Consider the following 24,171-nt stretch of genomic DNA (forward strand, 5'->3'; position numbering starts at 1 on the left):
CAGACAGAAAGGGGCTCCACCGCAAGGTGGGGCCTTTTTCCGTTTGCCGGATTGTGCTTGATCGCATGCAGGGCCGCCCGGCCCCGACGCCGGACAGTTTGCGTTTGCTATTGTCCCGGTATGGGTCCACTGCAAGGCATCGGTGAGAGGACCAATGTAGGCATCACCGGCTGAGAGACCTGTGCGCTCCCGCTTACGCAGTGGGGCCAGGCCGTGGAAATCACGCGAAAATACCGCAAGCACCGGGGCCAGTCAGATCAGCTGCTGCGGGTAGTTGCATGAAGAACCGGGCAGCGGCTGCCGCCTGGATGCCATCAAGCACACACGACGCGCCATTCAGCGCGTTCGCAACGGAGTACTCCGCATGAGCCGAGCCATGAATACCACACTGAACGAAGCCCGCGTCCGAGCACTTTGCGAGAAATCCGGCGTCGCTATCAGCGCGCTCGAAGTCCTGCCTTCGGGTGGAACGCGGCTTGTCTGCACGCGCGAGGAGGGCGCTGACGAAATGCGGATCGTGCTGAAGACGACCATGATCGAAGGACGCGTCCCGAGATTTGCCTTCCAACGCAGCCAGAACTCGCAGTACGGCTGATCGCGAACAGGGTCAGGCCTCGAGGCGGCTAGGCCGCGTCGCGCAAGGGTGGCGGTTCCTGTCCGGCCACCAGGATACAGTTCCGACCCGACTGCTTTGCCGCATAGAGGGCTTCGTCAGCCGCCCGCAGTGCATCGCTGCGGGTCTTGTAGGCGAAGACGTCGGCGATCCCGCCGGAGAACGTGACACGGCCGAACGGCATGTCGGTGGCGCGATTGACGAGGCGTCGTTCCGCTATGCTTTCGCGCGCCTGATCTAGACGGTCCCACGCCTTCTCGGGCGGGAGGGCGCGGAACAGCACGGCGAACTCTTCGCCCCCGTGCCGCGCCACATGGCAGCGGGCGTCTGAAATCTGGCTGAGGGTCTCGGCAACCACTTTGAGTACCCGGTCGCCTGCGGCGTGGCCATGGCAGTCATTGATGCGCTTGAAGTGATCGATGTCGCAAACGCCACGCAGAGCGGTTCGCCGGAAGCCTTTGCTGCGGCATATTCCTTTTCGAACAGGGTTTCGAACGCGCGGCGGTTGGGAAGTCCCGTGAGGTGATCCTCATCGGCTACCCGACGCGCTTCGTCGAGACTTTTCTGGAGTTCCATTGCGCGCCGCTCGGACTCGCAGAGGTTGTGTTCGATCTCGCGCGTGCGATGCATCATTGCCTTGGCGAGCGCGGCAAGCTCTGTGATCACCGCCCCGGCACGACCGACTTGTTCGAGATCATCGACGTGTTGCTGCAACGCGGCGCCATATTCGGTCGTCGCCGACCTCGCGTGGGTCGTGGCGCTTGCGAACTCCTCGAGCGTGTCTTCCAACCGTGACATGAGGGCGGCGAGGAGTTCGGATGAGGTTTCACCTTCCTCCTCGCGAACGACTTGTTCGAGCCAGACAATCGTGATCGGCTGCCCCGCTTCAGTACGTTCGAGAATCAATTGGGCTAGCTTCGGCTTGGCACCGGTGACACAGTCGTAAGCGATCTCGAGCGTCCACGGCATCACCTCGAGATCATGATCGATCAGGAAGTCCGCCACTTTCGCGAGAAGCCGGCGCTTGGCCGGTAGCCAGATTTCGCGCGCAGTCACGTCACGGATGAGGCCGATGCTGTCGAGTGTTTCCTCCCCGGACTCCGCTTCTCGGGCAAGGCCGAGCCATCTGAGCAGGCGCGACCGGGACCCGCGCGAGGAAGGATCATTTGTCATGTCTGCCAGAACGGCCAACGCCGCGTGAGATTAACCACGCGGCGCCGCAGTATTCCGGGAATACGTGTTCGTCCTGAGGTGGATCTCAGCGAACGCGAGGTCCGCCAAAAGGCATCGGCGGGGGAGGCCGACGATGGCCGCGTGGGAGCTGCGCTTGATATGCGCGGCCGCAATGCTCCACACAGTAGGGGAAGCCGGGATTCACCTTCTCGCCGCAGAAATGGAAGTCCGGCTCGCCGGGGTGGCCCATCGGCCAGCGGCAGATGCGATCGTTGAGATCGAGCAGGCTGGTCTTGTCGGCGATTTCCGGGCTTGGGCGTGCGGGCACGAGGCGGCGCGGCGGGGCGGGCGGGATAGGCGCCTGCTGATCGCCGGGACCCTGACGCAAAAAGCCGCCGGGCCCAACCGAGACGATTCGCGGTTGGGGTGCAGCGGGTGCAGCATCGCTGGCAGGCTTTGCTTCGGGGGCTGGTGAGGGAGCAACGCGAGGTGCCGGCGCCGGAGCTGGCGGTGCCGCCGCCACGACCGGGCGCGGCGCGGCGACCTTGGGTTCTGGAGCCGGGGTGGCCGGCTTGGCAACCTTGGGCGCTGCCGGAGAAGCCGACGCATCCGTCTTGTCGTTGGCCTTTACCGGGGAAGGGCGCGCCTTGAGTCCAAGGCGGTGTGCCTTGCCGATCACCGCATTGCGGCTGACGCCACCGAGTTCATCGGCGATCTGGCTGGCGGTTGACCCGCCCTCCCACATCTTGGTCAGCTTTTCGATCCGCTCTTCGGTCCAGCTCATGCCTTCACGTTTCCTTCCGTGCCGGAATGGTCCGGCCGTTAAAATCTGCCCGGTCGGCAAGTTCCGACACGTGCTTGCCATCGGCGTGCCAGCGCGATACCGCGATGGCCATGGCCAATCAACCGCTACCCCGTGAAGGGGCGACAACCCGCAACGCCGGAACCTTTGCCCCGCCCGGACAACCGGTCTTCCGCGGCTTCAACAGGCTGGGGCTGTGGACTCTCTATATGAAGGAGGTCCGCCGTTTCTTCAAGGTCCAGACCCAGACGATCTGGGCTCCAGCGGTCACCACGCTGCTTTATCTGATGATATTCACGCTCGCGCTTGGCGGCGGTGCCAATGGTGGGCGCATGGTTCTTGGCGTGAACTTTGCCAGCTTCGTCGCGCCGGGCCTGATCGCGATGGGCATGATCAACAATGCCTTTGCCAATTCCAGTTTCAGTCTTCTTGGCGGAAAGATCCAGGGGACCATTGTTGATTACCTGATGCCGCCAATCTCCACCGGCGAACTGATGACGGCATTGGTGGGCGCGGCAGTCACGCGCGCGGTTCTTGTCGGTCTTGCCGTGGCAGGGGCAATGCTGCTTTGGCCGGGAGTGTCGCTGAAGATCGCCCATCCCTGGGCAGTCGTCTGGTTTGGCCTGATGGGTTCGATCCTGCTTGCCATCGTCGGTGTGCTGACGTCGATCTGGGCCGAGAAGTTCGATCACAACGCAGCCGTCACCAACTTCGTCATCACGCCCCTCTCGATGCTGTCGGGCACGTTCTACGTGATCGACAATCTTGCTCCGGCGTTTCAGGCAGTGAGTCGACTGAACCCGATCTTCTACGTGATCTCGGGCTTCCGCTTCGGCTTTCTCGGGCAAAGCGACATCGGCGACACGAACATGGCCGTGCTGCACGGCGCAATCGGCCTTGGTGTCGTGAATGTCGCTCTGGGTGCGTTGCTGTATTGGCTGCTCAAGTCCGGCTGGAAGCTCAAGAACTGACGAGCACAATTCGGGCCACAAGGGAGAGCCGGGTCTCCCTTGGGCGTCAGTGCGACAGGCTGCGCCTCAGCCGATAGCGGCCATTGCGGAAACCCTCGAACATCTCGTCCAGCGAAGGGTGGTCAACCGGCCCGGCCTCTGCATCAGACTGGAGGTTTTGCTGGCTGACATAGGCGACATAGCTGTTCTCGTCGTTCTCGGCGAGAAGGTGATAGAACGGCTGGTCACGCGGGGGACGGATGTCCTCGGGGATAGATTGGTACCATTCCTCGCTGTTGGCGAAGACCGGGTCGATATCGAACACGACGCCGCGGAAGCCGAACATGCGATGGCGAACAACGTCGCCAATCGAGAAGCGCGCCGATGAGACGGGGGGGGCCGAAATATCGCGTCCAGCTTGTGGCGAAAAGAAACTCGCACGATCCATGCACAAGGATATAGGGTTTCGCCGCGGTGCAAACAAGCCGTTTGCCAACAAAGGTTCATCCCAAAGGCCGCCTGTGGAAAAAGCTTTCCGCTTTCTACTTGGCAAGCCGGTTTGCATGCGCTAACGGCGCGCTTCCTCGACCGGGAACGCCCCTTGCGGCACCCTGATTGGCACCATGGAGAGGTGGCAGAGTGGTCGAATGCGCCGCACTCGAAATGCGGTGTACGGGCAACCGTACCGTGGGTTCGAATCCCACCCTCTCCGCCAGCCACCTGTCTACAGGCTTCCGTAAATGCTCAGAAAACGTTGATTTTCTGCGCTTTTTAAGCTATGAAGTTCCCTGTTTGTTCTCATGCTTCCGTATGCCTCCAAAGAAAAGTGGGGGCATTTTGGGGGCAGCGAAAATCAGAATTGGGGGCATCCATGCTCAACGATATGGCAGTTCGCAACGCGAAGCCCAAAGACCGTGATTACAAGCTTGCGGATTCGGAAGGGCTCTACCTTTTCGTATCGAAATCTGGCCACAAAAGTTGGCGTTTGAAATATCGTTTTGCAGGCAAAGAGCGGCGATTGGTCTTTGGCCCTTATCCGGAGGTCACTTTAGCCCAAGCGCGAGATCGCAAAGCTGACGCTAGAAAGCTTCTGAGAGAAGGGAGAGACCCTGGTCTGGAAGCGAAGAAGGAAATTCTTCGAAATGCAGCAGCAGCGGCGAACACTTTTGAGGCGATGGCGCGAACGTGGTTTGGGTTGCAGGAGAAGCGCTGGACAGCAGTACATGCCAAGGATGTCATCACCAGCCTTGAAAAGGAGGTGTTCCCGTGGCTCGGCAATGTCCCCGTCACGCAGATCGACGAACCGCTTGTACTCGCAGTACTCCGAAAAATTGAGAAGCGTGGCGCAATCGAGACTGCACATCGTGTAAGGCAGCGCATGTCCGCTGTTTTCGTTCACTCGATTGCGGAGGGAGCCTCCAATCGCGACCCGGCCGCGATTGTTGCCAAAGCGTTGAAACCAGTGCCACGATCGCGGAAGCGGCCGGCCTTTTTAACTCTCGCCGAGCTTCATGATATGATCCGGAAGACGGAAGTGGAGCCTGCCTCGCCACTCACGAAGCTAGCATCGCGCTTTCTTGCCCTCACAGCGCAAAGACCTGGCATGATCCGCAGCATGCCTTGGTCCGAACTAGAAGGCATTGACTGGTCCGATGCAGAGACAATGTCAACCGGCGCGCAAATTTGACCCCCTATCGGCGTCCAAAATTGACCCCAGCTGATTGTTGTTTTGGCGGTTATCCCGGTAGTCCATAGGAGGGCCCCGCGGACGACGACGCGCGCCGTCAGGAGCGCTGGCGGCGGCGTCCGTGGGAGGTACCTGTGGACCCACCGGGTTAACCGCCGGGGATGGGGGTCCGGGGGAAGGGGTTCAGCTGCGGTGTTTGAACCGCCAGCTGTCGTTGCCCGTCTCGATAATATCGCAATGGTGGGTAATGCGATCGAGCAGCGCCGTCGTCATTTTGGCATCGTGGAACACGCTCGGCCATTCGCCGAACGCCAGGTTGGTGGTGATGATCACCGAGGTCTTTTCGTAGAGCTTGCTGATCAGGTGGAACAGCATCTGGCCGCCTGATCGGGCGAACGGCAGATATCCCAGCTCATCAAGCACGACGAGGTCGAGCCGGGCTAGTTGCGCTGCAAGGCTGCCTGCCTTGGCCTGACGGGCCTCTTCCTCGAGCCGATTGACCAGATCGACGGTGTTAAAGAACCGCCCTCGTGCCCCGGCACGGACCACGGCGGCAGCGATGGCAAGGGCCAGGTGCGTCTTGCCGGTGCCGGTGCCGCCGACCAGCACGATATTACGCTGTTCAGGCAGGAACGATCCGGCGTGTAGAGAACGAACCAGCCCTTCATTGATCGGTGTATCGTCGAACACGAAGCCATCCAGATCCTTGATCGCAGGCAGGCGGGCTGCGGTCATGCGGTAACGGATCGACGCTGCTTCGCGGTGTGCAACTTCAGCATGCAGGAGGTCGCCCAACATCTCCATCACGGAGCGGTCGCGGCGGATGCCATGGGTGACCGCATCGTCGAAGGCTGCGACCATGCCCTTCAAGCCCAGCCCCTTCAGGGCGCTGATCATCTCATGCCGCTGCATCAAGGCCTCGCACCGTGTCGTAGCGCGCGCAGTCGGCAATGGGCGGATGCTTGAGCTTGAGGTCCACCACGACGTCGATGGGCTGCGCTACCTGCGGTTCGCGTCGGCGCGACAGGATATTGAGGACCACTTCGTCGTTGACCGCGCCTGCCGCCAAGGCTTCGCGTATCGCGCCCTCAACCGCGGCAAGGCCATCGTCGATCACGGCAGCCAGTACCCGCACAAAGCGCCGGTCGGCATCGTCGCTCCTGCCTAGCTTGCGACGCAGCTGTGCCAGTGCAGGCGGCAGCTCCCAGTCATGGAACGGCGCGCCGTTGCGCCAGGCGCCGGGCTTGCGCGCGAGCACTGGCAGATAATGCCAGGGATCCAGCACGGTCTGGTTGCGTCCGAACATGCGGGCATGCTCAGCGACCACCTTGCCGGCATGGCGGATCACGATCCGGTCGGCATAGGCGCGTACCTGCACCACCTGCCGAGCGGCACTGGCCATGACCGAGTAGCGGTTGCGATCGAAGCTGACGAGGCAGGTCGCGGTGGCAACATGTTCGCTCTCGAAGAACCCGTCGAACGGCACGGGCAGTGGCTGCAACATGGCGCGCTCCCTCTCCAGGGCCGCAGCGATGGTCGTGTCTTCCAGGTCCGGGTGGGCATAGCGCTCGGCCCAGCGCCGGCACTCGGCCTCCAGCCAGGCGTTCAACTCCTCGATAGTGGCAAAGCGCAGGCGAGGCTTGAACAGTCGCTCCCTGCCAGTCTGGACCTGGTTCTCGACCTGGCCCTTCTCCCACCCCGCCGCCGGACTGCAGGCCACAGGCTCCACGCCGTAGTGGTCGGTCATGATCAGGAACCGTCGGTTGAACATGCGCTCCTTGCCGGTGAACACGGTCGTCACCGCGGTCTTCATGTTGTCGTAGATGCCCCGGGTGGGCACACCGCCGAAGAAGGCAAAGCCGCGCACATGGGCATCGAACACCATCTCCTGCGTCTCGCGCGGATAGGCCCGTACGAACGGTGCGCGCGACCAGCACAGCCGCATATGGGCCACCTTCACCCGCATCGGCTTGCCTGCAATCTCGACGTCCTCGTGGCTCCAGTCGAACTGGTAGGCCTCGCCGGGGCGGAACAGCAGCGGGATGAACACCTTACTCATGTCCCCGGCATCCACCCGGCGTTCCCGCTTCCAGCGCGCCGCATACCGCCGGACCGCATCATAGGAACCGGTGAAGCCCTCCCGCTCCAGCAGATCGTGAAGCCGGGTCAACCGTAGCCGATCACGGCGGGGCCGTTCCTCGTTCTGTTCCAGTAACTCATCCAGGCGCTCCCGGAACGGGCCGGTCTGCGGACGTGGCTGCTCTCGCCGCTCATAACTGAACTGCGCCTCGGGTGCCCGGATCGCCTTGCGCACCGTATTGCGCGACAAATGCATATCCCGCGCGATCGCCTTGATCGGTTTACCCTGCCTCGCTTCTCGTCGGATCTTCGCCGTCGTCTCCACAATCAACATCCCCATCCCCCACCGCTTGGAAATCCCAAACGGCGGTGCCTCACACCCAGGAATGAAGGGGTCAATTTTAGACGCCGATCACCCCGCTATGGGGGTCAATTTTGCACGCCGCTCCACAGCCGGGACCTGCATTGTAGGCAGCTACCGCGAGGTGGACCAAGCCAAACCTGTCGAGCATCTGCCGCAGGTATCGCGCTGCGCCGAAGATGTTGGCCATTGGATCGAAGCGATTGGAGACCCCAAGCTCTTTTGCCGTAGCGGGCATCAGCTGCCCAAGGCCCACGGCACCGGCAGGACTGACAGCCAAAGGGTTGTAACGAGATTCTGTCCATACGAGCGCATCAAGCAGGCCCGCGGGCAATGAGTACTTCGCCTCCGCGGCATAGATGTGAGGCAAGTAGGTTGCTCGCCGAAACCCGGATGGGGCCGGCTTGGCATTGGGTTCGTATCTGTATGGCAGGTTGACCCGGCCATCGTCTGCCACTGACAGGCGCGGTGCTGGGGCGGTCTGCGAGGAACGCCAGAGTGAACTTCGTGAGGGCAGGGGTGAAGGTCGTGTCAGCGCCGGCATAGGCGGCGCTCGCCGCAAGCGCCGCGACTGCGACCGGGATGGCAATGTTGAGGGCACTGCCAAGGTTCTTTGGGCCGAGACCCGTGACGCCGACGCGCCGGGGGAGGGTGAGAGACTGCATGTGAAGCTCCGGTTGGAGGGGTGGTCACAGCGTTCTTGCGTTCGCTGTGTGTTCCACATGCATCTAGGAAACGGTCGTAGGAAAGTGTGCAGCATCAATCTCTAATGGAGGCGGACAGATGCGGACACATCTTTTGCTGCCCGACGTTCCAGGCCGTCGATAATGGCGCTAAATCAGTATTTCTATGTCGGTGAATACCGTCACGTCCGCCGTGATTCGGCGACGAATCGGATAGAGGAACTGTTTCGCCTTAAAACGAGATGTTCCGTCTCTGTTCTTTTTATTTTCCTACATGGGATGCTTCGCGTTATGCCTGCGAGTCGCACCAGTGCAGAAGCTAGGAGACAACCATGTACCATCCAACCGCCGCCGCCAGACCGGCCAATGAAAGCCTGGCACGCGTGCTTGCCCATGCGATCGAAGCCGCTGGCAAGCCCCGCCACAGGATTGCCAATGAAAGCGGGATGCATCGCGAGACCTTGCTTCGCGTTGCGCGTGGTGAGCGGCCCATCGGGCTCGACGAGGCAGCTCGTGTTCTTGCCGCCTGTGGAGCTCAACCGCGAGCCAGCATGATCCTCGCGCTTGCCGGGCAGGAAGATCTCGCGTGCGAGTGGATGCATGGCGAGATGGGCGAATTTCTCGAAGAGTTCTTCACGAGCCTGCCCGTCCATCTGCAGCGGACCCTGGGGCGCAGGATTGAGGATCTGCGGCCTCGGTGGGCAGGCGGCACGGCGCAGCTCGTGGCGCGAATGCTTGCCAAGCACATCGATGATTTTGTGGGCCGAGACATCGCGATGTCGCTGCCCCGGTAAATTCCAGAGTTCGGAGGGGACCGAACCCAAGCGAATGAGATTAGAAATGCAACATTCACCTCAAGATGGCACGCAACCCTCGCGTCTGGCCGCCACTGCACCTGCTCGCTTTCTTCGCCTCCCGGAAGTCATCGCGCGTGTCGGACTGCGCCGCTCCGCTATCTATCAACGGATGAGCGAGGGGCGGTTCCCACGGTCGCGGTCGCTGGGGCCCAAATGTGTTGTGTGGGTCGAAGCAGAAATCAACGATTGGATGCGCGAGATCGTATCAAGCTGACTTTGAATTCAGCCCTATCGCTTCCGGAAAGGGCGGCTTCCGACCCAGACCCCGTCGTTCAAGATCGCCGGATTGAGCGCCTGCTTCCGCCAATTGCAGCCACGCTGCATTAGATATTACTCATCACGCCCCCCATGACTGGTGAGTGCTCGAGGAGCGAATGCCAGCATCTGGCCAGCCTGTTGGGTAAGATCAAAGCTCGATGTGCACACCAAAGCCCGGGCGCGGGGCAATCGTTGCCTTGCCAGAATGCGCCGCAACGATTGCCGCAACCATGGCCAGCCCCAGACCATGACCGGGCGTTGAACGGCTGCGGTCGACCCGCGCGAAGCGGTTGAAGAGTTCGGGAGCCTCATTCTCGCTTACGCCCGGACCATTATCAGTGACGGCGAGGCTGATGCCGTGATGAGCGTTTGCCAGGACGATGTGAACGGTCGTTCCCTGCGGCGTGTGCTGCGCGGCGTTGTCGAGCAGGTTCGTGAGCATCTGTTGCAGCAGTCTGCGATCGCCGTGCATGGTGAGGCCGGGCGCAATGCTAGTGAGAAGCTGGTGGCCGCTGCTCTCCATTGAGGGTCGGAAAGCATCCGCCACATCGGCCACCACCGCGCTGAGGTCGATGGTCTGGAAGTGTGCGCGGGCGGCCATGCCTTCGACCTCGGCAATCCGTAGCAGGGCGGAAAAGACTTCGAGCAGCTCACCTGCTTCCCTGGCGGCAGCCTCGATCGCCTCGCGTTGCAGCTCGGGGTTGCGTTCGCGCAGGGCCTCGTCGAGCCGATTTTGGAGCCGCGTGAGCGGCGTGCGCAGATCGTGGGCGACATCGCTTGAGACCTGGCGCAGGTTCTCCATCAGCCCGGCGATGCGGTCGAGCATCCGGTTGAGCGTTGTGGCCACGCCGTCGAACTCGTCGCCGCTTCCGGTCAGGGGCACGCGCCGCGACAGATCGCCGGCAATGATCGCAGCCGCTGTGTGATCGATGCGGGCGAGCCGCCGCCGGGTTACGATGCCCACCAGCCAGGCCGCACCGATGCCGAGCAGCAGCATCGCGCCGAATGCGCCGAGGAACAAGAGTATGAGGCGGTTGTCCATTTCGTCGATGGCGGCGCGATCGGCTCCGACAAGCAGCCGGTAGCCACCCGGCAGGATAGTCGTCAGCGACTGCGCGATCCGTTCCTCGCCGTTCGCTTTGTAAGGCAGCAGTTCGACATAACCGGGCTTGGGCGGGACGATCGTATCGAGCGATCCCGCCACGGGCCTGTTTTGGGCATCAACGAGCCGATAGCCGAGGCTTGCCGTGCTGCTTGCCGCCTCGCGCCGACGGATGGCGGCAGCCACACCCTCATGCCCGTCCTGCCCTTCGTCGATCAGTGCCTGCGTTTCGATGGCGATGCGGTGATCGAGTTGCAGTTCGAGCGCCTCATGCGTGGTTTCGAACGCCACAGCGCCGATCACCAGTGTCGCGAGCGCAAAGCCGAGAGCGACAGCAGCGACCAGACCGAACGTGCCGCGCCACCAGCGCTTCATGCGCCGTCCCTGATGAGATAGCCAGCGCCGCGCACGGTCTCGATCGGGTCGCTGTCGAAGCCCGCGTTGAGTTTGGAGCGCAACCGGCTGAGATGGGTCTCGACGATATTGGTCTTGGGGTCGAAGTCGAAGTCCCACACCCTTTCTAGCAGCATGGTGCGGGTCATGATGCGGCCCGGGTTGCGCATCAGTTCGGCCAGAAGCGTGAACTCGCGGGGCTGGAGCGCAATCTTGCGGTCTGCGCGCGTGACAGTGCGGCGATGCAGATCGAGCACGATGTCACCTGCCGTCAACCGCGCAGGCTCCGCTGCCGCTGATGGCCGACGCCCCAGGGCATGGAGGCGGGCCGCCAGTTCAGTAAAGGCAAAAGGCTTCACCAGATAATCATCCGCGCCGCCTTCGAGCCCTTCGACCCGGTCGGCAATCCCGCTGACGGCGGTGAGCATCAGCACGGGTGTCATGTTTCCAGCAGCGCGCAGGGCCTTGACCAAAGCGAGGCCATCCAGTCCAGGCAGCATCCGGTCGACCACCATGGCATCGAAGCCGCCATCGGTCGCATGGAACAGCCCGTCACGCCCGTCGCCGCTGGTCACAACCTGATGGCCCAGTTCGGCAAGGCCGCGGGCGATGAACTGGTTGGTATCGGTATCGTCCTCGACGATCAGGATTCTCATGCGATCATTCTAGCGGCTCACCGCCGCTGCGCCAGCCACCGCCAAGCGCACGGAACAGCGCCACCTGCGCCTGTGCGACGGCGAGTTCGGATTGCGCCAGCGAAAGCTCGGCCTGCGCCAGTGTGCGGTCGGCATCGATCCGCAGCAGCGGTGCCGCATCGCCAAGCCGGACGCGAGCCTCGGCGCGTCGCGCATAGAGGCGTCCCTCATCTCGGGCCTCGGTCAGCGCCCGATTGCGGCGCACTTCGCCGTCATAGGCTGCAAGCGCCGTTTCGACCTCGCGCAGCGCGCGGAGGACCGCGACATCCCATCCGGCCAGCGCGACCCGCTCGGTCGCCTCGGCCTGTTCGATGCGCGCGCGGGCGGGAGCCTGATTGGGAAACGCCCAGCTCACCAGCGGCGAGCCAGTGGCAACGAGGCCGCCGCTCAACAGGCCGAGCGCGCCGCCAAGGTTGATGCGGGGGTAGAGATCGGCACGCGCCACCCCGATACGCGCGGTAGCGGCCGCAAGGCGACGTTCGGCCTCGCGGATGTCAGGGCGGCGCAGTAGCAAAGACGTGCCATCGCTGACGGGAGCCGCAGTGCGCAGTTTCGGCGGCGCTGCGCAAACGACGGGATTGGTGCGGGCTTCGCTTGCCGGGCGTCCTGCGAGCGTGGCGAGGCGATAGCGCGCATTGGCCTGCGCTGCTTCCAGCGGTGCGATGGTCGCCTTGGTCGCGGCGACAAGGTTGGCGGCCTGCGACACTTCCAGCGGGGAGACCTCGCCTGCTGCCAGCTGGCTTCGGGTGATGGTCAGCGCGCGGTCCTGAAGCACGACCTGTTCTTGCACGACGGCAAGGCTGCGGGTTGCGCCGCACAGATCGACATAGGCCAGAACCGTATCGGCGACGACCGCGACCTTTACCCCATCGAGCGCAGCGGCCTGTGCTTCCGCATCGGCACGTGCGGCCAGAGCACCCGAACGGAGACGTCCGAACAGGTCCGCATCCCAGCTTGCGGTCACCGCCAGATCATAGTCGGTGGTCGGCACATTGCCCGATGCGCTTGGCTGATTGGCGGGATTGTCGATGCCGAGACTGCTCTCGATGGTGGTCTGGGGCAGCCGTGCCGCTTGCGCCTGACGCAGCGCCGCGCGCGCGCCATCGAGATTGGCATAGGCCACCCTGAGGTCGGCATTGGCTGCGAGGCTGGCCTCCACGAGGCGATCAAGCACAGGATCATCATAGAGCCGCCACCAATCATCGGGCACCGGCTCGATCGAAGCGACCGGGAGGCTCGCGAACGGCCCGGCAGCCATCGCGGGATCGATCTTGGTTGCCGCAGGTGGGGGCGTGGTTGCGCAGGCGGTCACCATCAGCGCCGCGAGGGGGGCAAAGCGCTTCATGCCACCGCCTCCGCCAGTTCGGGCTCGGGTGTCGGGCGTTCCTTGCCGAAGCGGGCGTAGAGCGCGGGCATCAGGAACAGGTTGAGCGCGGTAGACGAGATCAGGCCGCCGAGGATGACGATCGCCATCGGATGCTCGATCTCGTGACCCGGCTTGTCGCCCGCGATCACCAGCGGCACCAGCGCAAGCCCTGCGCACAGCGCAGTCATCAGGATCGGCACAAGACGCTCCTGCGCACCGCGAAGGATCAGGGCCGGGCCGAACGCCTCGCCCTCGAACCGCCGCAGATGATCGTAATGCGAGAGCAGCATGATCCCGTTGCGCGCCGAGATCCCGATCACGGTGACGAAGCCGACCAGCGATCCCAGCGACAGAACACCGCCAGTGAGCGCGACCCCGATGACCCCGCCGACCAGCGCAAAGGGCAGGCTAAGGCCCACCAGCGCCGTGATCCGGGCGGAGCGGAACTCCAGCCAGACGAGCAGCAGGATGCCGATTAGGCAGGCAAGACCCACCGTCCACAGCCGTTCGCGCGATTCCTTGAGAGCGGCATATTCGCCGAGGATCTCGGGGTGGTAGCCGGTCGCAAAGGGCACCTCGCTCACCGCCGCCTCGACCCCGCGCGCAACGGCTCCGAGATCGGCATCGCTGGCGATGTTGAGCGTGACATCGAGACGGCGCTGGCCGTCCTCGCGCTTGATCTCGTTGGGCGCGGGCACGATCACGACATCAGCGACGTCGCGCAGGCGGACGGGCGCGCCGACCGGAGTCTGGATCATCAGATCGGCAAGCGCGTGCTGGTCGCCGCGGATTTCAGGTTCGCCCCACAAGGCAACATCGAAAGCCTTTTGGTCGCGGTAGATTTCGCCCAGCTTCTCGCCCGCCACGAGAGTCTGCGCTTGCCGCCGCACCTCGCCCGGCGTGAGGCCAAGCGTGACCAGATCGGCGGCACGCGGGCGAATCTGGATCTGCGGCACGAGCACCTGCTGTTCGACCTTGAGATCGGTGACGCCGGGGATGCTGGCGACCTTGCCGCGCACCCGCTCGGCTGCGGCGCGCAGCTCGTCCTGGTCAGGGCCGTAGATCCGCACCACCACGGTCGCGCCCGCGCCCGAGAGCACCTCCTTGATGCGTTCGCGCAGATAGGTGAGCACGTCGCGGTAAAGGCCGGGGTAGCCTTCGACCACTTCCTTGATGCGCGCAACGCTGGCGTCGTAGTCAGCCTCGTCATCGAGGCTGATCCACAGCTCGGTGAAGTTCGGACCCACCACCTCGTCGGCAGCCTCGGCACGCCCGATATGCGCCCCGAAGTTGCGCACGCCGGGGATCGCGCGCAGCTCCTTCGAGGCGCGGATGGTGATGCGGTCCATCGCATCGATGCCGACGCCCGGCTTCTCGACGAAATGCATCAGGAAGTCGGTCTCGCGGAAGTCGGGCAGGAACTGGTCCTTGAATCCCAGGTAGCCCACGCCGGAAAGCAGCAGGCCGCCCGCGACGATGCCCATGGAAAGGCGAGGCCGGTCGATCAGCCGGGGTAGAACGCCGAGATAGCGCTGCTTGAGCGAGGCGACAAAGCGCGTGTCGCGATGCTCCTTCATGGGTGCATTCGGCAGCAGCATCAGACACATCGCAGGCGTCACCACCAACGCGACCAGCAGCGAGGCGGCAATCGCCAGCACATAGGCAATGGCGAGTGGCCGGAAGAACGTCCCCGCCACCCCGCCGAGGAAGAAGATCGGCAGGAACACCAGCATCACGATTAGCGAGGCGAAGACCACCGCCGTGCGCACTTCGAGCGAGGCCGAGAGCACCACGGCAAAAGCCGAGCGCGGATTGCCCGCCTCACGGTTCAGGCGGAGACGGCGGGCGATGTTCTCGACATCGATGATCGCATCATCGACCACCTCGCCAAGGGCAATCACCAGACCGGCGATCACCATCGTGTTGATCGTCGCCCCGCTCCACAGCAGCATGAGACCTGCCGCCAGCAGTGACAGCGGGATCGCTACAAGGCTGATCGTGGCCTGCCGCCAGTCGCGTGTGAAAGCGAACAGCACGATCGCCACCAGCAGGCAGCCGATCATCAGCGCGCGGGTCAGGTTGTCGATCGACTTCTCGATGAAGGTTGCCGGACGGAAGATCGTGGTGTCGATCTTGACGTCCTTGAGGCCGGGCCGCAGCTCTTCGACCGCCGCCTCGACATCGCGGGTCAGCTGGAGCGTATTGCCGGTCGGCTGCTTCTCGACGATCAGCATGATGCCCGGACCATCGTCGATGATCGCATTGCCGATGGGGGCGGCAAAGCCATCGGTCACCCGCGCGACATCCCCCACCCGCACCGGCGCATCGCCTGCGATCTTGATGACAGTGCGGGATAGGTCCTCGGCGGTCTGGATCGCACCTGCCTGCTGAACGGGTAGCCGCTGGTTGGGCGTATCGACAAAGCCGCCGCCGCCGACCAGCACCGCATCGCCTGTCGCTGCGCGCAGTTCGGCCAGCGTGACGCCCGAGGCTTGCAGCCGGTCGGGATCGGCCAGAACCTGCAACTGCCGGTCGCGGTAGCCCCACACGGCGACATTGGCGACGCCCGGCACCGACATCAGCTTGGGCCGGATCGTCCAGCGCACCAGCTCGGACAGCTGCATCTGATCAAGCTTCTTGGAGGATATGCCGATCTTCATCGCCCGGCTCGTGGACGACAGCGGCGGCAGCATCACCGGCGGGCGGGCAGCGGCGGGCAGTCGTGCCTGCACCTGCGCCACGCGCTCCTGCACCAGCTGGCGGGCGCGGATCACATCGGTGCCGCGCTCGAACAGGATCGTCACCGAGGAGAGGCCCAGCACCGACTTCGAACGCAAGGTTGCCAGATCGGGCACGCCGTTGACCGCGGTTTCGATCGGCACCGTGATCAGGCTTTCAACCTCCTCGGTCGACAGGCCCGGCGCTTCGGTCTGGATCTCGACGATAGGCGGAGCGAACTCGGGGAAGACATCCAGCGGCACATCGGCAGACGCTCGCAGGCCAAGCACCACCAAGAGCGCCGCCATCGCAAGCACCAGCACGCGCTGCTTGAGCGCGGAGCGAACCAGCCAGGCGAGCATCAGTGCGCGACCCCAAACTCGGTGCCGAACAGCTCAGCCGCACCTGCCGTGACCACCAGCGTGCCGGGACGCAAACCCCGCGAGAGGATCGCACGACCATCTTCGGTTGCGGCAACCTCGACCCGCTGGCGCACGTAGGTGTCGGCCTCGGTCTTGGCATAGACCCATTCGCCGCCATAGATGTCGCGCAGGATTGCGGAGGTCGGCACGGACAGCCCTTCGCTTCGCCCACCAGCGAGCGGGAGCGCGACGCTGACCCGCTGGCCGACACGATAGGCCCGATCACGATTGTCGAGCGCGAAATAGAGATCGACGGTGCCAGCGACTGCGTTCGCCGATGGCGGCGCATCGACGGGCCGCGCCGATCGTTTCGCGCCGTCCTGTCCAAGCGGCGAGATCAGCGCCGACTGGCCTTGTTGCAGCCCGGCAAGATCGCTCCCGAACACCGGCACCCGAACCCAGACGTAGCGCTGGTTGCCAAGGCTCGCCACCGCTGGCCCGAGCAGGCGGCGCTGGGCCGCAGCCGCGTCCGCAGCAGCCTTTGCCGCACCGAGCGCCGCCGTCGCTTCATCACGCGCGCGAATGCTGCCCGCTTCCTCATCGACCAGAGCCGAGGCACGATCATAGGCGACGCGCGCCAAGGCCAGCTGCGCCCGTGCCCGCGCAAGTTCGCCATCGGCAGCGACCTGCTGAGCCGAGAGCTGTTGCAGATTGCTGGCAGAATTGATGGGCGCGCCGCCGACACCCGCTGAGATGACGATCTCGCCGCTCGTCATTCGCATCACGGAAGCGGTGCCCGTCCCGATCCGCTCGGTCACAATCCCAAGCCGCTTCTGCGCTTCCGGTGTGAGCTTCAGGCGGACAAGCTCGGTTTCGTGGGCGACCGCCTCGCTGTGAACTGGCGGCTTGGGCGGCGAGGCAGGCTCGCTTCCGCAGGCGGTCAGCAGGACGGCAGGGACGATAGGAACAAAAATCAGACGAATATGCATCCCCTTCGCATAAAGCGTCAGCATTGGGGCAACGTTGGCGCTGCTATACGATTTCCCAATGTGCAGCTGCGCGGCAGGTGTGACCCGATGCAAAAGTGAAATCGAGGCTGTTGGTAGCAGGCAGCTGACATCGGTTGGCGCTCCACACGCTCCCAGGCACGGTCGCGTCCGCCCCTGACCAATGCGGTCAATCGGTATCCCATTCAGGAATGAGTGTTATGTCCCACTTCGCCCGCTTCATGGAAACTGGCTGTGGTCGACCAACTTAAGTCCCACATAGCCTTCGGTCATGTCCCCCGGTGTGGTATTTGCGCATCCCACTTGTCAGGGCTTGAACCAGCGGCTGTCGCTTCGGTTATGCATAGGTTTGGATGTGGATTCTGTACCTGTTCAGGTCGGATAAAACGCCCAAAGCGAACAACTGTACGTCGCAGCGAGTCCATTATGTGGGAGGAAATGTGGGAGAATTTAGCTGGTAATCCATTATTTATCCATAAATTTCAGTACTTAAGTGGATAGTTCGGTACAAGCCCTGCCACCACCGCTGCTTCTCGATTACGAGAGAATTCCCGGCTTTAATCGGCCAATTAATTCCTGTTGCATGGCGCGGGATGTTGCGCAACGCTGCGCAGCATGACGACGATCCGCATTCCCGCAGCTGGCGGTTTGGCCATCGTGGCCGACGAACTGGGCAACCCGGATGCGCCTACCGTGATCCTCGGGCACGGCGGTGGGCAGACGCGGCACAGCTGGGACCGCGCCGGGCATGAACTGGCCGAGGCCGGCTATCATGTCATCAACTACGATCTGCTGGGCCACGGTGAGAGCGACTGGGAGCCTGATGGCGATTATTCCTATGCCCGCCGTGCTGCTGACCTCACGGCCATCGCAGCGCGGGCGCGGGGACCATTCGCGTTCGTCGGTGCTTCCTTGGGGGGACTTTCGTCGATGGCGGCGGCAAGCCTTGGGACGATGCCGGCAGCGATGGTGCTGGTGGACGTGGTGGTGCGTCTGTCCGAATCCGGGGTGGACCGCATCGTCGAGTTCATGTCGGCCAATCCGCGTGGTTTCGGTTCGCTTGAGGAAGCTGCAGATGCGATCTCGGCCTATTATCCGGACAGGAAACGCCCGGCGCGGCTCGATGGCTTGCGCAAGAACCTGCGCGAGGGTTCCGATGGGCGGTTCTACTGGCACTGGGACCCGAAGTTCCTGATCGGAGGGCGGCCTCACGGCGCACTCGAAGACCTGATCGAGAACGCGGGTTGGACCGCGACTGTGCCGACATTGCTGGTCCGCGGCATGAAGTCGGACATCGTTACCGACGAAGGCGTGGCGCATCTCGCAGAACGGATTGCGCGGCTCGAGGTCGTCGACATTGGCGGCGCGGGACACATGGTGGCCGGCGATCGCAACGACCTTTTCAACGAGGCGGTCATCGGCTTTCTGGCGCGTGTGATGCCGCCTGTGACGGGCGAAGCGCTGCGCGAGCCGGGATGATTGCTTGTCCCGGCGCGAGGCAGCGCCTAGATGGGAAGCATGTCCGGAGAAATTCTCGATAACCGTGGTCGCGGTTCCGCCGGTTGGTCATGGCCATCCATCCATCCCGAAGGGCGCAAGTTTGGCCTGATCGCTGCTGCGTTGAGCGCGGGCGCCGCCTTCATGGCGTGGGAGACCATCGCCTGGCCGCTCGCCTTTCTGACGCTGGGCGTGCTGGCCTTCTTCCGCGATCCCGTGCGCGTTACGCCGCGGGACGACAGGTTCGTCGTATCGCCCGCCGACGGTCTGATCACGCTGATCCAGAAGGTGCCGCCGCCGCGCGAACTGTGCGCCGACGATGGTTCTGGCGTCCGCGGCATGAACCCCGAGCCGGTCACCCGCGTGTCGATCTTCATGTCGGTATTCGACGTGCACATCAACCGCACCCCGATCGCCGGGACGATTCGCCGTGTCGTCTATATTCCCGGCAAGTTCGTGAACGCCGACCTCGACAAGGCGAGCGACGAGAACGAACGCCAGCACTTCCTCGTCGAACGTGGTGATGGCGTACAGATCGGCTTTACGCAGATCGCAGGGCTTGTAGCGCGCCGCATCGTGCCGTTCGTCAAGGGTGGAGACATCGTGGCGGTGGGGCAGCGCGTGGGACTTATCCGTTTCGGCAGCCGTGTTGACGTCTATCTGCCTGCCGGGACCGAGCCGAAGGTGCTCATGGGCCAGAAGTGCGTCGCCGGGGAGACGATCCTTGCCGAGATCGGTGAAGCTCCGATGATCGAAGGCATCGGCCAATGATCGACGAGGGCAGGGCGGCTCGCCTCCGTCGCGGGCGCCTGCCCGGGGGGCTGACGTTGCGGGCGATGGCCCCGAATGCGATTACCACTGCCGCGCTTTGCTCGGGCCTGACCGGGATACGGTTCGCGGTTACTGCAGCGTCCGGCACCGATCCGGTGCAGGTGGCCGAGGATTGGCGCAAGGCAGTTGCTGCCGTCATCATCGCAGGCCTGCTCGACGGCATCGATGGCCGCATCGCCCGCCTGCTGAAGGCGCAGTCGCGCTTTGGCGCGGAGCTCGACAGTCTGGCGGACAACGTCTCGTTCGGCGTAGCGCCCGCTCTCATCCTGTTCCTATGGTCTCTGCAGGAGGCGCCCCGCGTCGGCTGGTTTGCCGCACTTGCGGTAGCGATCGCTTGCGCGCTTCGGCTTGCCCGATTCAACGCTCGCATCGACATGGAGGAACAACCCCACAAGTCGGCAGGTTTCCTGACAGGTGTACCTGCGCCGGTTGGGGCGGGGCTGGCGTTTCTGCCGCTCTACCTCTGGATCGCAACGGACAACCCGATGTTCCGCGAACCCTTGCTGGTCGGGCCGTGGCTCGTTCTGGTGGCGTTCCTGATGATTTCCAACATCGCTACGCTGAGCTGGTCGTCACTCCGACCCCGTCGCAGCGTACGGCTGGAACTGATTGCACTGTTTGGTCTGGTGATTGCGGCGCTGCTGAGCGAGCCTTGGCTGACCCTGTCGGGGATCTGCATCGTCTACCTGCTGCTGATCCCCGTAGGCGTGGTGCGCTACGCCAGAGTCAGGCGGCAGCGCGCCGCGAGCGTGCGGAGCGAACCGCATCCGCCTGCTTGAACGCGCGGCGCGGCGTGCGACGGAGCTGAGGCGCGGCGAAAGCCCGGGGCGCCTCGGCTTCGTGGCTGGTGACATGGACAAGAAATTCGCGGTCACGCTCAAGCGAGCGGTATTCTGCCAGGAGAGCAGTGATCTGCCCTTTTCGCCCCTGCATCGTCACGAAGACCGCGCCCACGGCGAAGGTGGCTGCAGCTGCAAAGACGAGTGTGCAAACAAGAGCGAGCATTGGACCATTCCCTGCGTTCTGCCAGATCCACCTGGTTAAGAATCCATTTACGATTCACCTGTGGATAACCTGTGGATTGAGCTATCGTTCCTGACTGTCCGATGACTGATTCGGATATGGAGCTAATGTTCCCGTTTTGTTCCGATCCGTCAAGCTGGAACAGGCGTGCCAATAGCCAAATTGCTGCCAAACGACCCATATCCTTGATTTGAAGCGGATATTTATTGCAGCGTGATCGGATTAATCTCGATCAAGCACGGCGTTCGCCTAGGGACCAGCGGCGCGATTCAATGCTGGATTTTCCCGCATTCCTCATCTATCGGCGGCGCGTTCGCATGAGTCCGTTCGGCATGATGCTGACGGAATAGGGCGGACAATCCACACGGGATGCACTTTCACCGGTGCCGCCAGCGGGAGCTCCGCAGCGGTTCCAGCGTCCCGGAGGCACAACCGGAAAGGAATTACCCATGGCGGCACCAGTCGTCACGATGCATCAGCTTATCGAAGCCGGGGCCCACTTCGGCCACCAGACCCACCGCTGGAACCCGCGGATGAAGCCGTACATCTTCGGCGCCCGCAACGGCATCCACATCCTTGACCTGTCGCAGACCGTTCCCCTGTTTGCCCGTGCGCTCGAGTTCATCTCGGCGACGGTCCAGGCTGGCGGAAAGGTCCTGTTCGTTGGCACCAAGCGCCAGGCGCAGGAGCCGATCGCTCAGGCTGCGCGCGCTGCCGGTCAGCACTACGTCAACCACCGCTGGCTGGGCGGCATGCTCACCAACTGGAAGACCATCTCGGGCTCGATCAAGCGCTTCAAGGCTCTTGAAGAGCAGCTCGCTGGCGATACTGCCGGTCTGACCAAGAAGGAAGTCCTTCAGCTGACCCGCGAGCGTGACAAGCTCGAGCTGTCCCTGGGCGGCATCCGCGACATGGGCGGCATTCCGGACGTGATGTTCGTGATCGACGCCAACAAGGAAGAGCTGGCGATCAAGGAAGCGAACGTCCTCGGTATCCCGGTCGTCGCGATTCTCGATTCGAACGTCTCGCCCGATGGCATCGCATTCCCGGTTCCGGCAAACGACGACGCAAGCCGCGCCATCCGCCTTTACTGCGAAGCCGTTGCTGCTGCTGCCACCAAGGGTGGCCGTGACGCGGCGATCGCTTCGGGTGCCGACCTTGGCGCCATGGCCGAGCCGCTGGCAGAAGAAGCCACGGCTGAAGCCTGATCCGGATTTTCGTGTGGCGGCCTTGCCTTGCAATGGCGGGCCGTCACCGAACTGACCCGGGTACGATTTACGAGCCGCGGCAGTGCTGCGGCTTCCTGTGTTTTCAAGATAAAGGATCAACGCAATGGCTTACACCGCCGCTGACGTGAAGAACCTGCGCGAGCGCACCGGCGCCGGCATGATGGACTGCAAGAAGGCTCTCGACGAGGCCGGCGGCGATTTTGAAGCCGCCGTTGACGCACTGCGCGCCAAGGGTCTGGCCGCTGCTGCCAAGAAGTCGAGCCGCACCGCCGCCGAAGGGCTTGTCGGCGTTGCCGTTTCGGGCACGAAGGGCGTTGCCGTCGAAGTGAACTCGGAAACCGACTTCGTCGCCAAGAACGACCAGTTCCAGGACTTTGTCCGCAAGGCCACCGAAGTTGCGCTGAACACCGGCGCTTCGGACGTCGAGACGCTGAAGGCCGCAGCCTATCCGGACGGCGGTTCGGTTGCTGACAAGCTGACCAACAACGTCGCCACCATCGGCGAAAACCAGCAGCTGCGTCGCATCAAGCATGTCGAAGTCTCGAACGGCGTCGTCGTGCCCTACATGCACAATGCGGCCGCCACCAACCTTGGCAAGATCGGCGTGCTCGTCGCGCTCGAATCGGATGCTGCTGCCGACAAGCTCGAGGCGCTCGGCAAGCAGATCGCGATGCACATCGCCGCTGCCTTCCCGCAGGCTCTCACTGCCGACCAGCTCGACGCCGAACTGATCGCTCGCGAGCGCAAGATCGCCGCCGAGAAGGCTGCGGAGAGCGGCAAGCCCGCCGAAGTCCAGGCCAAGATGGTGGACGGTGCCGTCGCCAAGTACGCCAAGGAAAACGCACTGCTGTCGCAGATCTTCGTGATGGACAACAAGTCGACCATCCAGCAGGTCGTCGACGCCGCTGGCAAGGAAGCTGGCACGAAGATCGTGCTGAAGGACTATGTCCGCTTCCAGCTCGGCGAAGGCATCGAGAAGGAAGAGACCGACTTCGCTGCCGAAGTGGCTGCTGCCGCCGGCATCAAGTAAGTCTGCGTTGAACGATCCCCGCATGGACGGGCCGGATATCTGGCCCGTCGGTGCGGGGATTGTTATGCCTGCGCCCTTGGCAGGCCCCTTCACAGGGCTATAAGGGCGGCCACTTCCCTTTGGTTACGAGTGCATCCGATCCATGAGTGTCCCCAGCTACAAGCGCATTCTTCTGAAGCTCTCGGGCGAAGTGCTGATGGGGGAACAGCAGTTCGGGATCGACACGGACTACGTCGCCCGCGTGGCGCAGGAAGTGAAGGACGCGCGCGACAGCGGCCTCGAGATATGCCTGGTCATCGGTGGCGGCAACATCTTCCGCGGCATGGCCGGAGCTGCCAAGGGCATGGATCGGGCGCAGGCCGACTACATGGGCATGCTGGCTACGGTGATGAACGCGCTGGCGATGCAGTCGGCGCTGGAACAGCTTGGCGTCCCGACCCGCGTGCAATCAGCGATCGAGATGGACAAGGTGTGCGAGCCGGTGATCCGTCGTCGTGCCGAGCGTCACCTGGAAAAGGGCCGCATCGTGATTTTCGCAGCCGGCGTAGGCGCACCCTATTTCACCACTGACTCCGGCGCTGCGCTGCGCGCTGCCGAAATGAAGTGCGACGCCTTGCTCAAGGGGACCAGCGTGGACGGCGTCTATGATGCTGACCCGAAGAAGGATGCCACGGCAAAGCGTTATGAAACCGTGGATTATGACACGGTGCTGGCAGACAACCTGAAGGTCATGGACGCAAGCGCAGTGGCGCTGTGCCGTGACAACAACATTCCGATCGTCGTCTTTTCGATCCGCGAGCGCGGCAATCTTGCCCGCGTGCTTGCGGGCGAGGGGACGCAGACGATCGTCAAGCAAGGAGCCTGAGCCATGGCAAAGTACGACAAGGCCGATCTCGAACGCCGCATGAAGGGCGCTGTTGAATCGCTCAAGGGCGATCTTTCCGGCCTGCGCACCGGTCGCGCCAATACCGCGCTGCTCGATCCGATCATGGTCGAGGTTTACGGCAGCCACATGCCGCTCAGCCAGGTGGCCAGCGTCTCCGCGCCGGAACCGCGCATGCTTTCGGTACAGGTGTGGGACAAGTCGAACGTGACTCCGGTCGAGAAGGCAATCCGCTCGGCAGGCCTGGGCCTTAATCCGATCAGTGATGGACAGACCCTGCGCCTCCCGATCCCGGACCTCACCGAGGAGCGCCGCAAGGAACTGGCCAAGCTTGCGAGCAAGTATGCCGAGAACGCCCGCATCGCGATCCGCAATGTGCGCCGCGATGGCATGGATGCTCTCAAGGCCGACGAGAACAAGAAGGAAATCTCGGAAGATGAGCGCAAGCGCGCCGAGACCGACCTGCAGAAGCTGACCGACGATATCATCAAGCAGGCCGATGAAGCGGCTGTGGCCAAGGAAAAGGAAATCCTCGGCAAGTGACGGCGGTCCCCGCCTCGACGGGCGGCAGC

The 24,171-nt window shown here is 63.4% G+C and carries 23 protein-coding genes, 1 tRNA gene and 1 pseudogene; 13 read left to right on the forward strand and 12 right to left on the reverse strand.

Features of this window, described 5'->3' with window-relative positions; genetic code table 11:
* The first annotated feature begins 364 nt into the window (after positions 1–364).
* Positions 365–595: a hypothetical protein gene (locus AC3WLM_RS13550; protein ID WP_039337769.1), complete on the forward strand. Its 231-nt coding sequence runs from the start codon at positions 365–367 to the stop codon at positions 593–595.
* 28 nt (positions 596–623) lie between these two features.
* Here the strand turns inward: AC3WLM_RS13550 and AC3WLM_RS13555 are convergent, their stop codons facing one another.
* Positions 624–1,085 (reverse strand): GGDEF domain-containing protein, encoded by a 462-nt coding sequence (locus AC3WLM_RS13555; RefSeq protein WP_492478127.1) that lies wholly within the window; start codon positions 1,083–1,085, stop codon positions 624–626.
* A 786-nt stretch (positions 1,086–1,871) separates the two neighbouring features.
* Positions 1,872–2,570: a GcrA family cell cycle regulator gene (locus AC3WLM_RS13560; RefSeq protein WP_492477626.1), complete on the reverse strand. Its 699-nt coding sequence runs from the start codon at positions 2,568–2,570 to the stop codon at positions 1,872–1,874.
* A gap of 110 nt (positions 2,571–2,680) precedes the next feature.
* Between AC3WLM_RS13560 and AC3WLM_RS13565 the strand changes: the two genes are divergently transcribed.
* Positions 2,681–3,559: an ABC transporter permease gene (locus AC3WLM_RS13565; RefSeq protein ID WP_039337772.1), complete on the forward strand. Its 879-nt coding sequence runs from the start codon at positions 2,681–2,683 to the stop codon at positions 3,557–3,559.
* A gap of 46 nt (positions 3,560–3,605) precedes the next feature.
* On the opposite strand, the gene hspQ is transcribed toward AC3WLM_RS13565, so the two are convergent.
* Complete coding sequence (hspQ, locus tag AC3WLM_RS13570; RefSeq protein WP_062345547.1) at positions 3,606–3,986, reverse strand: heat shock protein HspQ; 381 nt, start codon at positions 3,984–3,986, stop codon at positions 3,606–3,608.
* Positions 3,987–4,163: 177 nt separating this feature from the next.
* Here hspQ and AC3WLM_RS13575 point away from each other — a divergent pair.
* Together AC3WLM_RS13575 and AC3WLM_RS13580 are read left to right on the forward strand one after the other, a co-directional pair.
* Positions 4,164–4,253, forward strand: a tRNA-Ser gene (locus AC3WLM_RS13575).
* Positions 4,254–4,409: 156 nt separating this feature from the next.
* A complete protein-coding gene (locus tag AC3WLM_RS13580) occupies positions 4,410–5,225 on the forward strand; it encodes a tyrosine-type recombinase/integrase (protein ID WP_492477627.1) in 816 nt (271 codons plus the stop codon).
* A gap of 183 nt (positions 5,226–5,408) precedes the next feature.
* Here AC3WLM_RS13580 and istB read toward each other — a convergent pair whose 3' ends face one another.
* From istB to AC3WLM_RS13595, 3 genes and pseudogenes are all read right to left on the reverse strand, one after another.
* Complete coding sequence (gene istB, locus AC3WLM_RS13585; protein ID WP_492478075.1) at positions 5,409–6,137, reverse strand: IS21-like element helper ATPase IstB; 729 nt, start codon at positions 6,135–6,137, stop codon at positions 5,409–5,411.
* Positions 6,124–7,638 (reverse strand): IS21 family transposase, encoded by a 1,515-nt coding sequence (gene istA, locus AC3WLM_RS13590; RefSeq protein WP_492478074.1) that lies wholly within the window; start codon positions 7,636–7,638, stop codon positions 6,124–6,126. Before istA ends, istB begins: the two co-directional genes overlap by 14 nt.
* A 67-nt stretch (positions 7,639–7,705) precedes the next feature.
* Positions 7,706–8,116: pseudogene (locus AC3WLM_RS13595) on the reverse strand (lytic transglycosylase domain-containing protein); the annotation flags it as partial.
* Positions 8,117–8,680: 564 nt separating this feature from the next.
* Here AC3WLM_RS13595 and AC3WLM_RS13600 point away from each other — a divergent pair.
* Both AC3WLM_RS13600 and AC3WLM_RS13605 read left to right on the forward strand, forming a co-directional pair.
* The gene (locus AC3WLM_RS13600) at positions 8,681–9,142 is read left to right on the forward strand and encodes a transcriptional regulator (RefSeq protein ID WP_492477628.1); all 462 of its coding nucleotides are present in this window, start codon (positions 8,681–8,683) and stop codon (positions 9,140–9,142) included.
* A 46-nt stretch (positions 9,143–9,188) separates the two neighbouring features.
* Entirely contained in the window at positions 9,189–9,419 is a 231-nt protein-coding gene (locus AC3WLM_RS13605; RefSeq protein ID WP_492477629.1) for an AlpA family phage regulatory protein, read from the forward strand.
* 192 nt (positions 9,420–9,611) lie between these two features.
* On the opposite strand, the gene AC3WLM_RS13610 is transcribed toward AC3WLM_RS13605, so the two are convergent.
* Genes AC3WLM_RS13610 through AC3WLM_RS13630 form a run of 5 tightly spaced genes read right to left on the reverse strand, consistent with a single transcriptional unit; the run spans position 9,612 to position 17,112 of the window.
* Complete coding sequence (locus tag AC3WLM_RS13610; protein WP_492477630.1) at positions 9,612–10,940, reverse strand: sensor histidine kinase; 1,329 nt, start codon at positions 10,938–10,940, stop codon at positions 9,612–9,614.
* Positions 10,937–11,614: a response regulator transcription factor gene (locus AC3WLM_RS13615; protein ID WP_492477631.1), complete on the reverse strand. Its 678-nt coding sequence runs from the start codon at positions 11,612–11,614 to the stop codon at positions 10,937–10,939. The genes AC3WLM_RS13610 and AC3WLM_RS13615 overlap by 4 nt, the downstream gene beginning before the upstream one ends.
* A 4-nt stretch (positions 11,615–11,618) precedes the next feature.
* Positions 11,619–12,998, reverse strand: a complete 1,380-nt coding sequence (locus AC3WLM_RS13620) for an efflux transporter outer membrane subunit (protein ID WP_492477632.1) — start codon at positions 12,996–12,998, stop codon at positions 11,619–11,621.
* Positions 12,995–16,099 carry an efflux RND transporter permease subunit gene (locus AC3WLM_RS13625; protein WP_492477633.1) on the reverse strand — a complete coding sequence of 1,035 codons (3,105 nt, stop codon included), beginning with the start codon at positions 16,097–16,099 and terminating at the stop codon, positions 12,995–12,997. The genes AC3WLM_RS13620 and AC3WLM_RS13625 overlap by 4 nt, the downstream gene beginning before the upstream one ends.
* On the reverse strand, positions 16,099–17,112 hold the full coding sequence (locus AC3WLM_RS13630; RefSeq protein ID WP_492477634.1) for an efflux RND transporter periplasmic adaptor subunit: 1,014 nt from the start codon (positions 17,110–17,112) through the stop codon (positions 16,099–16,101). The genes AC3WLM_RS13625 and AC3WLM_RS13630 overlap by 1 nt, the downstream gene beginning before the upstream one ends.
* Positions 17,113–17,721: 609 nt before the next feature.
* Here AC3WLM_RS13630 and AC3WLM_RS13635 point away from each other — a divergent pair.
* From AC3WLM_RS13635 to AC3WLM_RS13645, 3 genes are read left to right on the forward strand one after another with little or no spacing between them, the layout of a single operon-like run.
* Positions 17,722–18,585 carry an alpha/beta fold hydrolase gene (locus tag AC3WLM_RS13635; RefSeq protein WP_039337507.1) on the forward strand — a complete coding sequence of 288 codons (864 nt, stop codon included), beginning with the start codon at positions 17,722–17,724 and terminating at the stop codon, positions 18,583–18,585.
* 39 nt (positions 18,586–18,624) lie between these two features.
* Positions 18,625–19,374 carry a phosphatidylserine decarboxylase gene (locus AC3WLM_RS13640; protein WP_039337508.1) on the forward strand — a complete coding sequence of 250 codons (750 nt, stop codon included), beginning with the start codon at positions 18,625–18,627 and terminating at the stop codon, positions 19,372–19,374.
* On the forward strand, positions 19,371–20,213 hold the full coding sequence (locus AC3WLM_RS13645) for a CDP-alcohol phosphatidyltransferase family protein (protein WP_062343406.1): 843 nt from the start codon (positions 19,371–19,373) through the stop codon (positions 20,211–20,213). Before AC3WLM_RS13640 ends, AC3WLM_RS13645 begins: the two co-directional genes overlap by 4 nt.
* On the opposite strand, the gene AC3WLM_RS13650 is transcribed toward AC3WLM_RS13645, so the two are convergent.
* Positions 20,161–20,439 (reverse strand): hypothetical protein, encoded by a 279-nt coding sequence (locus tag AC3WLM_RS13650; protein WP_193826923.1) that lies wholly within the window; start codon positions 20,437–20,439, stop codon positions 20,161–20,163. The genes AC3WLM_RS13645 and AC3WLM_RS13650 overlap by 53 nt on opposite strands.
* 467 nt (positions 20,440–20,906) lie before the next feature.
* Between AC3WLM_RS13650 and rpsB the strand changes: the two genes are divergently transcribed.
* From rpsB to frr, 4 genes are all read left to right on the forward strand, one after another.
* Positions 20,907–21,665 carry a 30S ribosomal protein S2 gene (rpsB, locus tag AC3WLM_RS13655; RefSeq protein WP_039337510.1) on the forward strand — a complete coding sequence of 253 codons (759 nt, stop codon included), beginning with the start codon at positions 20,907–20,909 and terminating at the stop codon, positions 21,663–21,665.
* A 124-nt stretch (positions 21,666–21,789) separates the two neighbouring features.
* Positions 21,790–22,716 carry a translation elongation factor Ts gene (tsf, locus tag AC3WLM_RS13660; protein ID WP_039337443.1) on the forward strand — a complete coding sequence of 309 codons (927 nt, stop codon included), beginning with the start codon at positions 21,790–21,792 and terminating at the stop codon, positions 22,714–22,716.
* 142 nt (positions 22,717–22,858) lie between these two features.
* Positions 22,859–23,581, forward strand: a complete 723-nt coding sequence (gene pyrH / locus AC3WLM_RS13665; RefSeq protein ID WP_039337444.1) for a UMP kinase — start codon at positions 22,859–22,861, stop codon at positions 23,579–23,581.
* A 3-nt stretch (positions 23,582–23,584) separates the two neighbouring features.
* Positions 23,585–24,142 carry a ribosome recycling factor gene (gene frr / locus AC3WLM_RS13670; protein WP_039337446.1) on the forward strand — a complete coding sequence of 186 codons (558 nt, stop codon included), beginning with the start codon at positions 23,585–23,587 and terminating at the stop codon, positions 24,140–24,142.
* Positions 24,143–24,171: the final 29 nt, after the last annotated feature.

The sequence above is a fragment of the Novosphingobium sp. FW305-C-30-35 genome (assembly GCF_058783135.1).

Bases quoted from the DNA above. Each gene is read 5' to 3' on its own strand.
- AC3WLM_RS13580 (WP_492477627.1), top strand. From the start codon at position 4,410: ATGCTCAACGATATGGCAGTTCGCAACGCGAAGCCCAAAGACCGTGAT.
- AC3WLM_RS13610 (WP_492477630.1), bottom strand. From the start codon at position 10,940: ATGAAGCGCTGGTGGCGCGGCACGTTCGGTCTGGTCGCTGCTGTCGCT.
- istB (WP_492478075.1), bottom strand. From the start codon at position 6,137: ATGCAGCGGCATGAGATGATCAGCGCCCTGAAGGGGCTGGGCTTGAAG.
- AC3WLM_RS13635 (WP_039337507.1), top strand. From the start codon at position 17,722: ATGACGACGATCCGCATTCCCGCAGCTGGCGGTTTGGCCATCGTGGCC.
- AC3WLM_RS13550 (WP_039337769.1), top strand. From the start codon at position 365: ATGAGCCGAGCCATGAATACCACACTGAACGAAGCCCGCGTCCGAGCA.
- AC3WLM_RS13650 (WP_193826923.1), bottom strand. From the start codon at position 20,439: ATGCTCGCTCTTGTTTGCACACTCGTCTTTGCAGCTGCAGCCACCTTC.
- AC3WLM_RS13640 (WP_039337508.1), top strand. From the start codon at position 18,625: ATGTCCGGAGAAATTCTCGATAACCGTGGTCGCGGTTCCGCCGGTTGG.
- AC3WLM_RS13565 (WP_039337772.1), top strand. From the start codon at position 2,681: ATGGCCAATCAACCGCTACCCCGTGAAGGGGCGACAACCCGCAACGCC.
- pyrH (WP_039337444.1), top strand. From the start codon at position 22,859: ATGAGTGTCCCCAGCTACAAGCGCATTCTTCTGAAGCTCTCGGGCGAA.
- AC3WLM_RS13600 (WP_492477628.1), top strand. From the start codon at position 8,681: ATGTACCATCCAACCGCCGCCGCCAGACCGGCCAATGAAAGCCTGGCA.
- AC3WLM_RS13605 (WP_492477629.1), top strand. From the start codon at position 9,189: ATGCAACATTCACCTCAAGATGGCACGCAACCCTCGCGTCTGGCCGCC.
- hspQ (WP_062345547.1), bottom strand. From the start codon at position 3,986: ATGGATCGTGCGAGTTTCTTTTCGCCACAAGCTGGACGCGATATTTCG.
- frr (WP_039337446.1), top strand. From the start codon at position 23,585: ATGGCAAAGTACGACAAGGCCGATCTCGAACGCCGCATGAAGGGCGCT.
- rpsB (WP_039337510.1), top strand. From the start codon at position 20,907: ATGGCGGCACCAGTCGTCACGATGCATCAGCTTATCGAAGCCGGGGCC.
- AC3WLM_RS13625 (WP_492477633.1), bottom strand. From the start codon at position 16,099: ATGCTCGCCTGGCTGGTTCGCTCCGCGCTCAAGCAGCGCGTGCTGGTG.
- AC3WLM_RS13620 (WP_492477632.1), bottom strand. From the start codon at position 12,998: ATGAAGCGCTTTGCCCCCCTCGCGGCGCTGATGGTGACCGCCTGCGCA.
- AC3WLM_RS13645 (WP_062343406.1), top strand. From the start codon at position 19,371: ATGATCGACGAGGGCAGGGCGGCTCGCCTCCGTCGCGGGCGCCTGCCC.
- tsf (WP_039337443.1), top strand. From the start codon at position 21,790: ATGGCTTACACCGCCGCTGACGTGAAGAACCTGCGCGAGCGCACCGGC.
- AC3WLM_RS13560 (WP_492477626.1), bottom strand. From the start codon at position 2,570: ATGAGCTGGACCGAAGAGCGGATCGAAAAGCTGACCAAGATGTGGGAG.
- AC3WLM_RS13615 (WP_492477631.1), bottom strand. From the start codon at position 11,614: ATGAGAATCCTGATCGTCGAGGACGATACCGATACCAACCAGTTCATC.
- istA (WP_492478074.1), bottom strand. From the start codon at position 7,638: ATGTTGATTGTGGAGACGACGGCGAAGATCCGACGAGAAGCGAGGCAG.
- AC3WLM_RS13630 (WP_492477634.1), bottom strand. From the start codon at position 17,112: ATGCTGACGCTTTATGCGAAGGGGATGCATATTCGTCTGATTTTTGTT.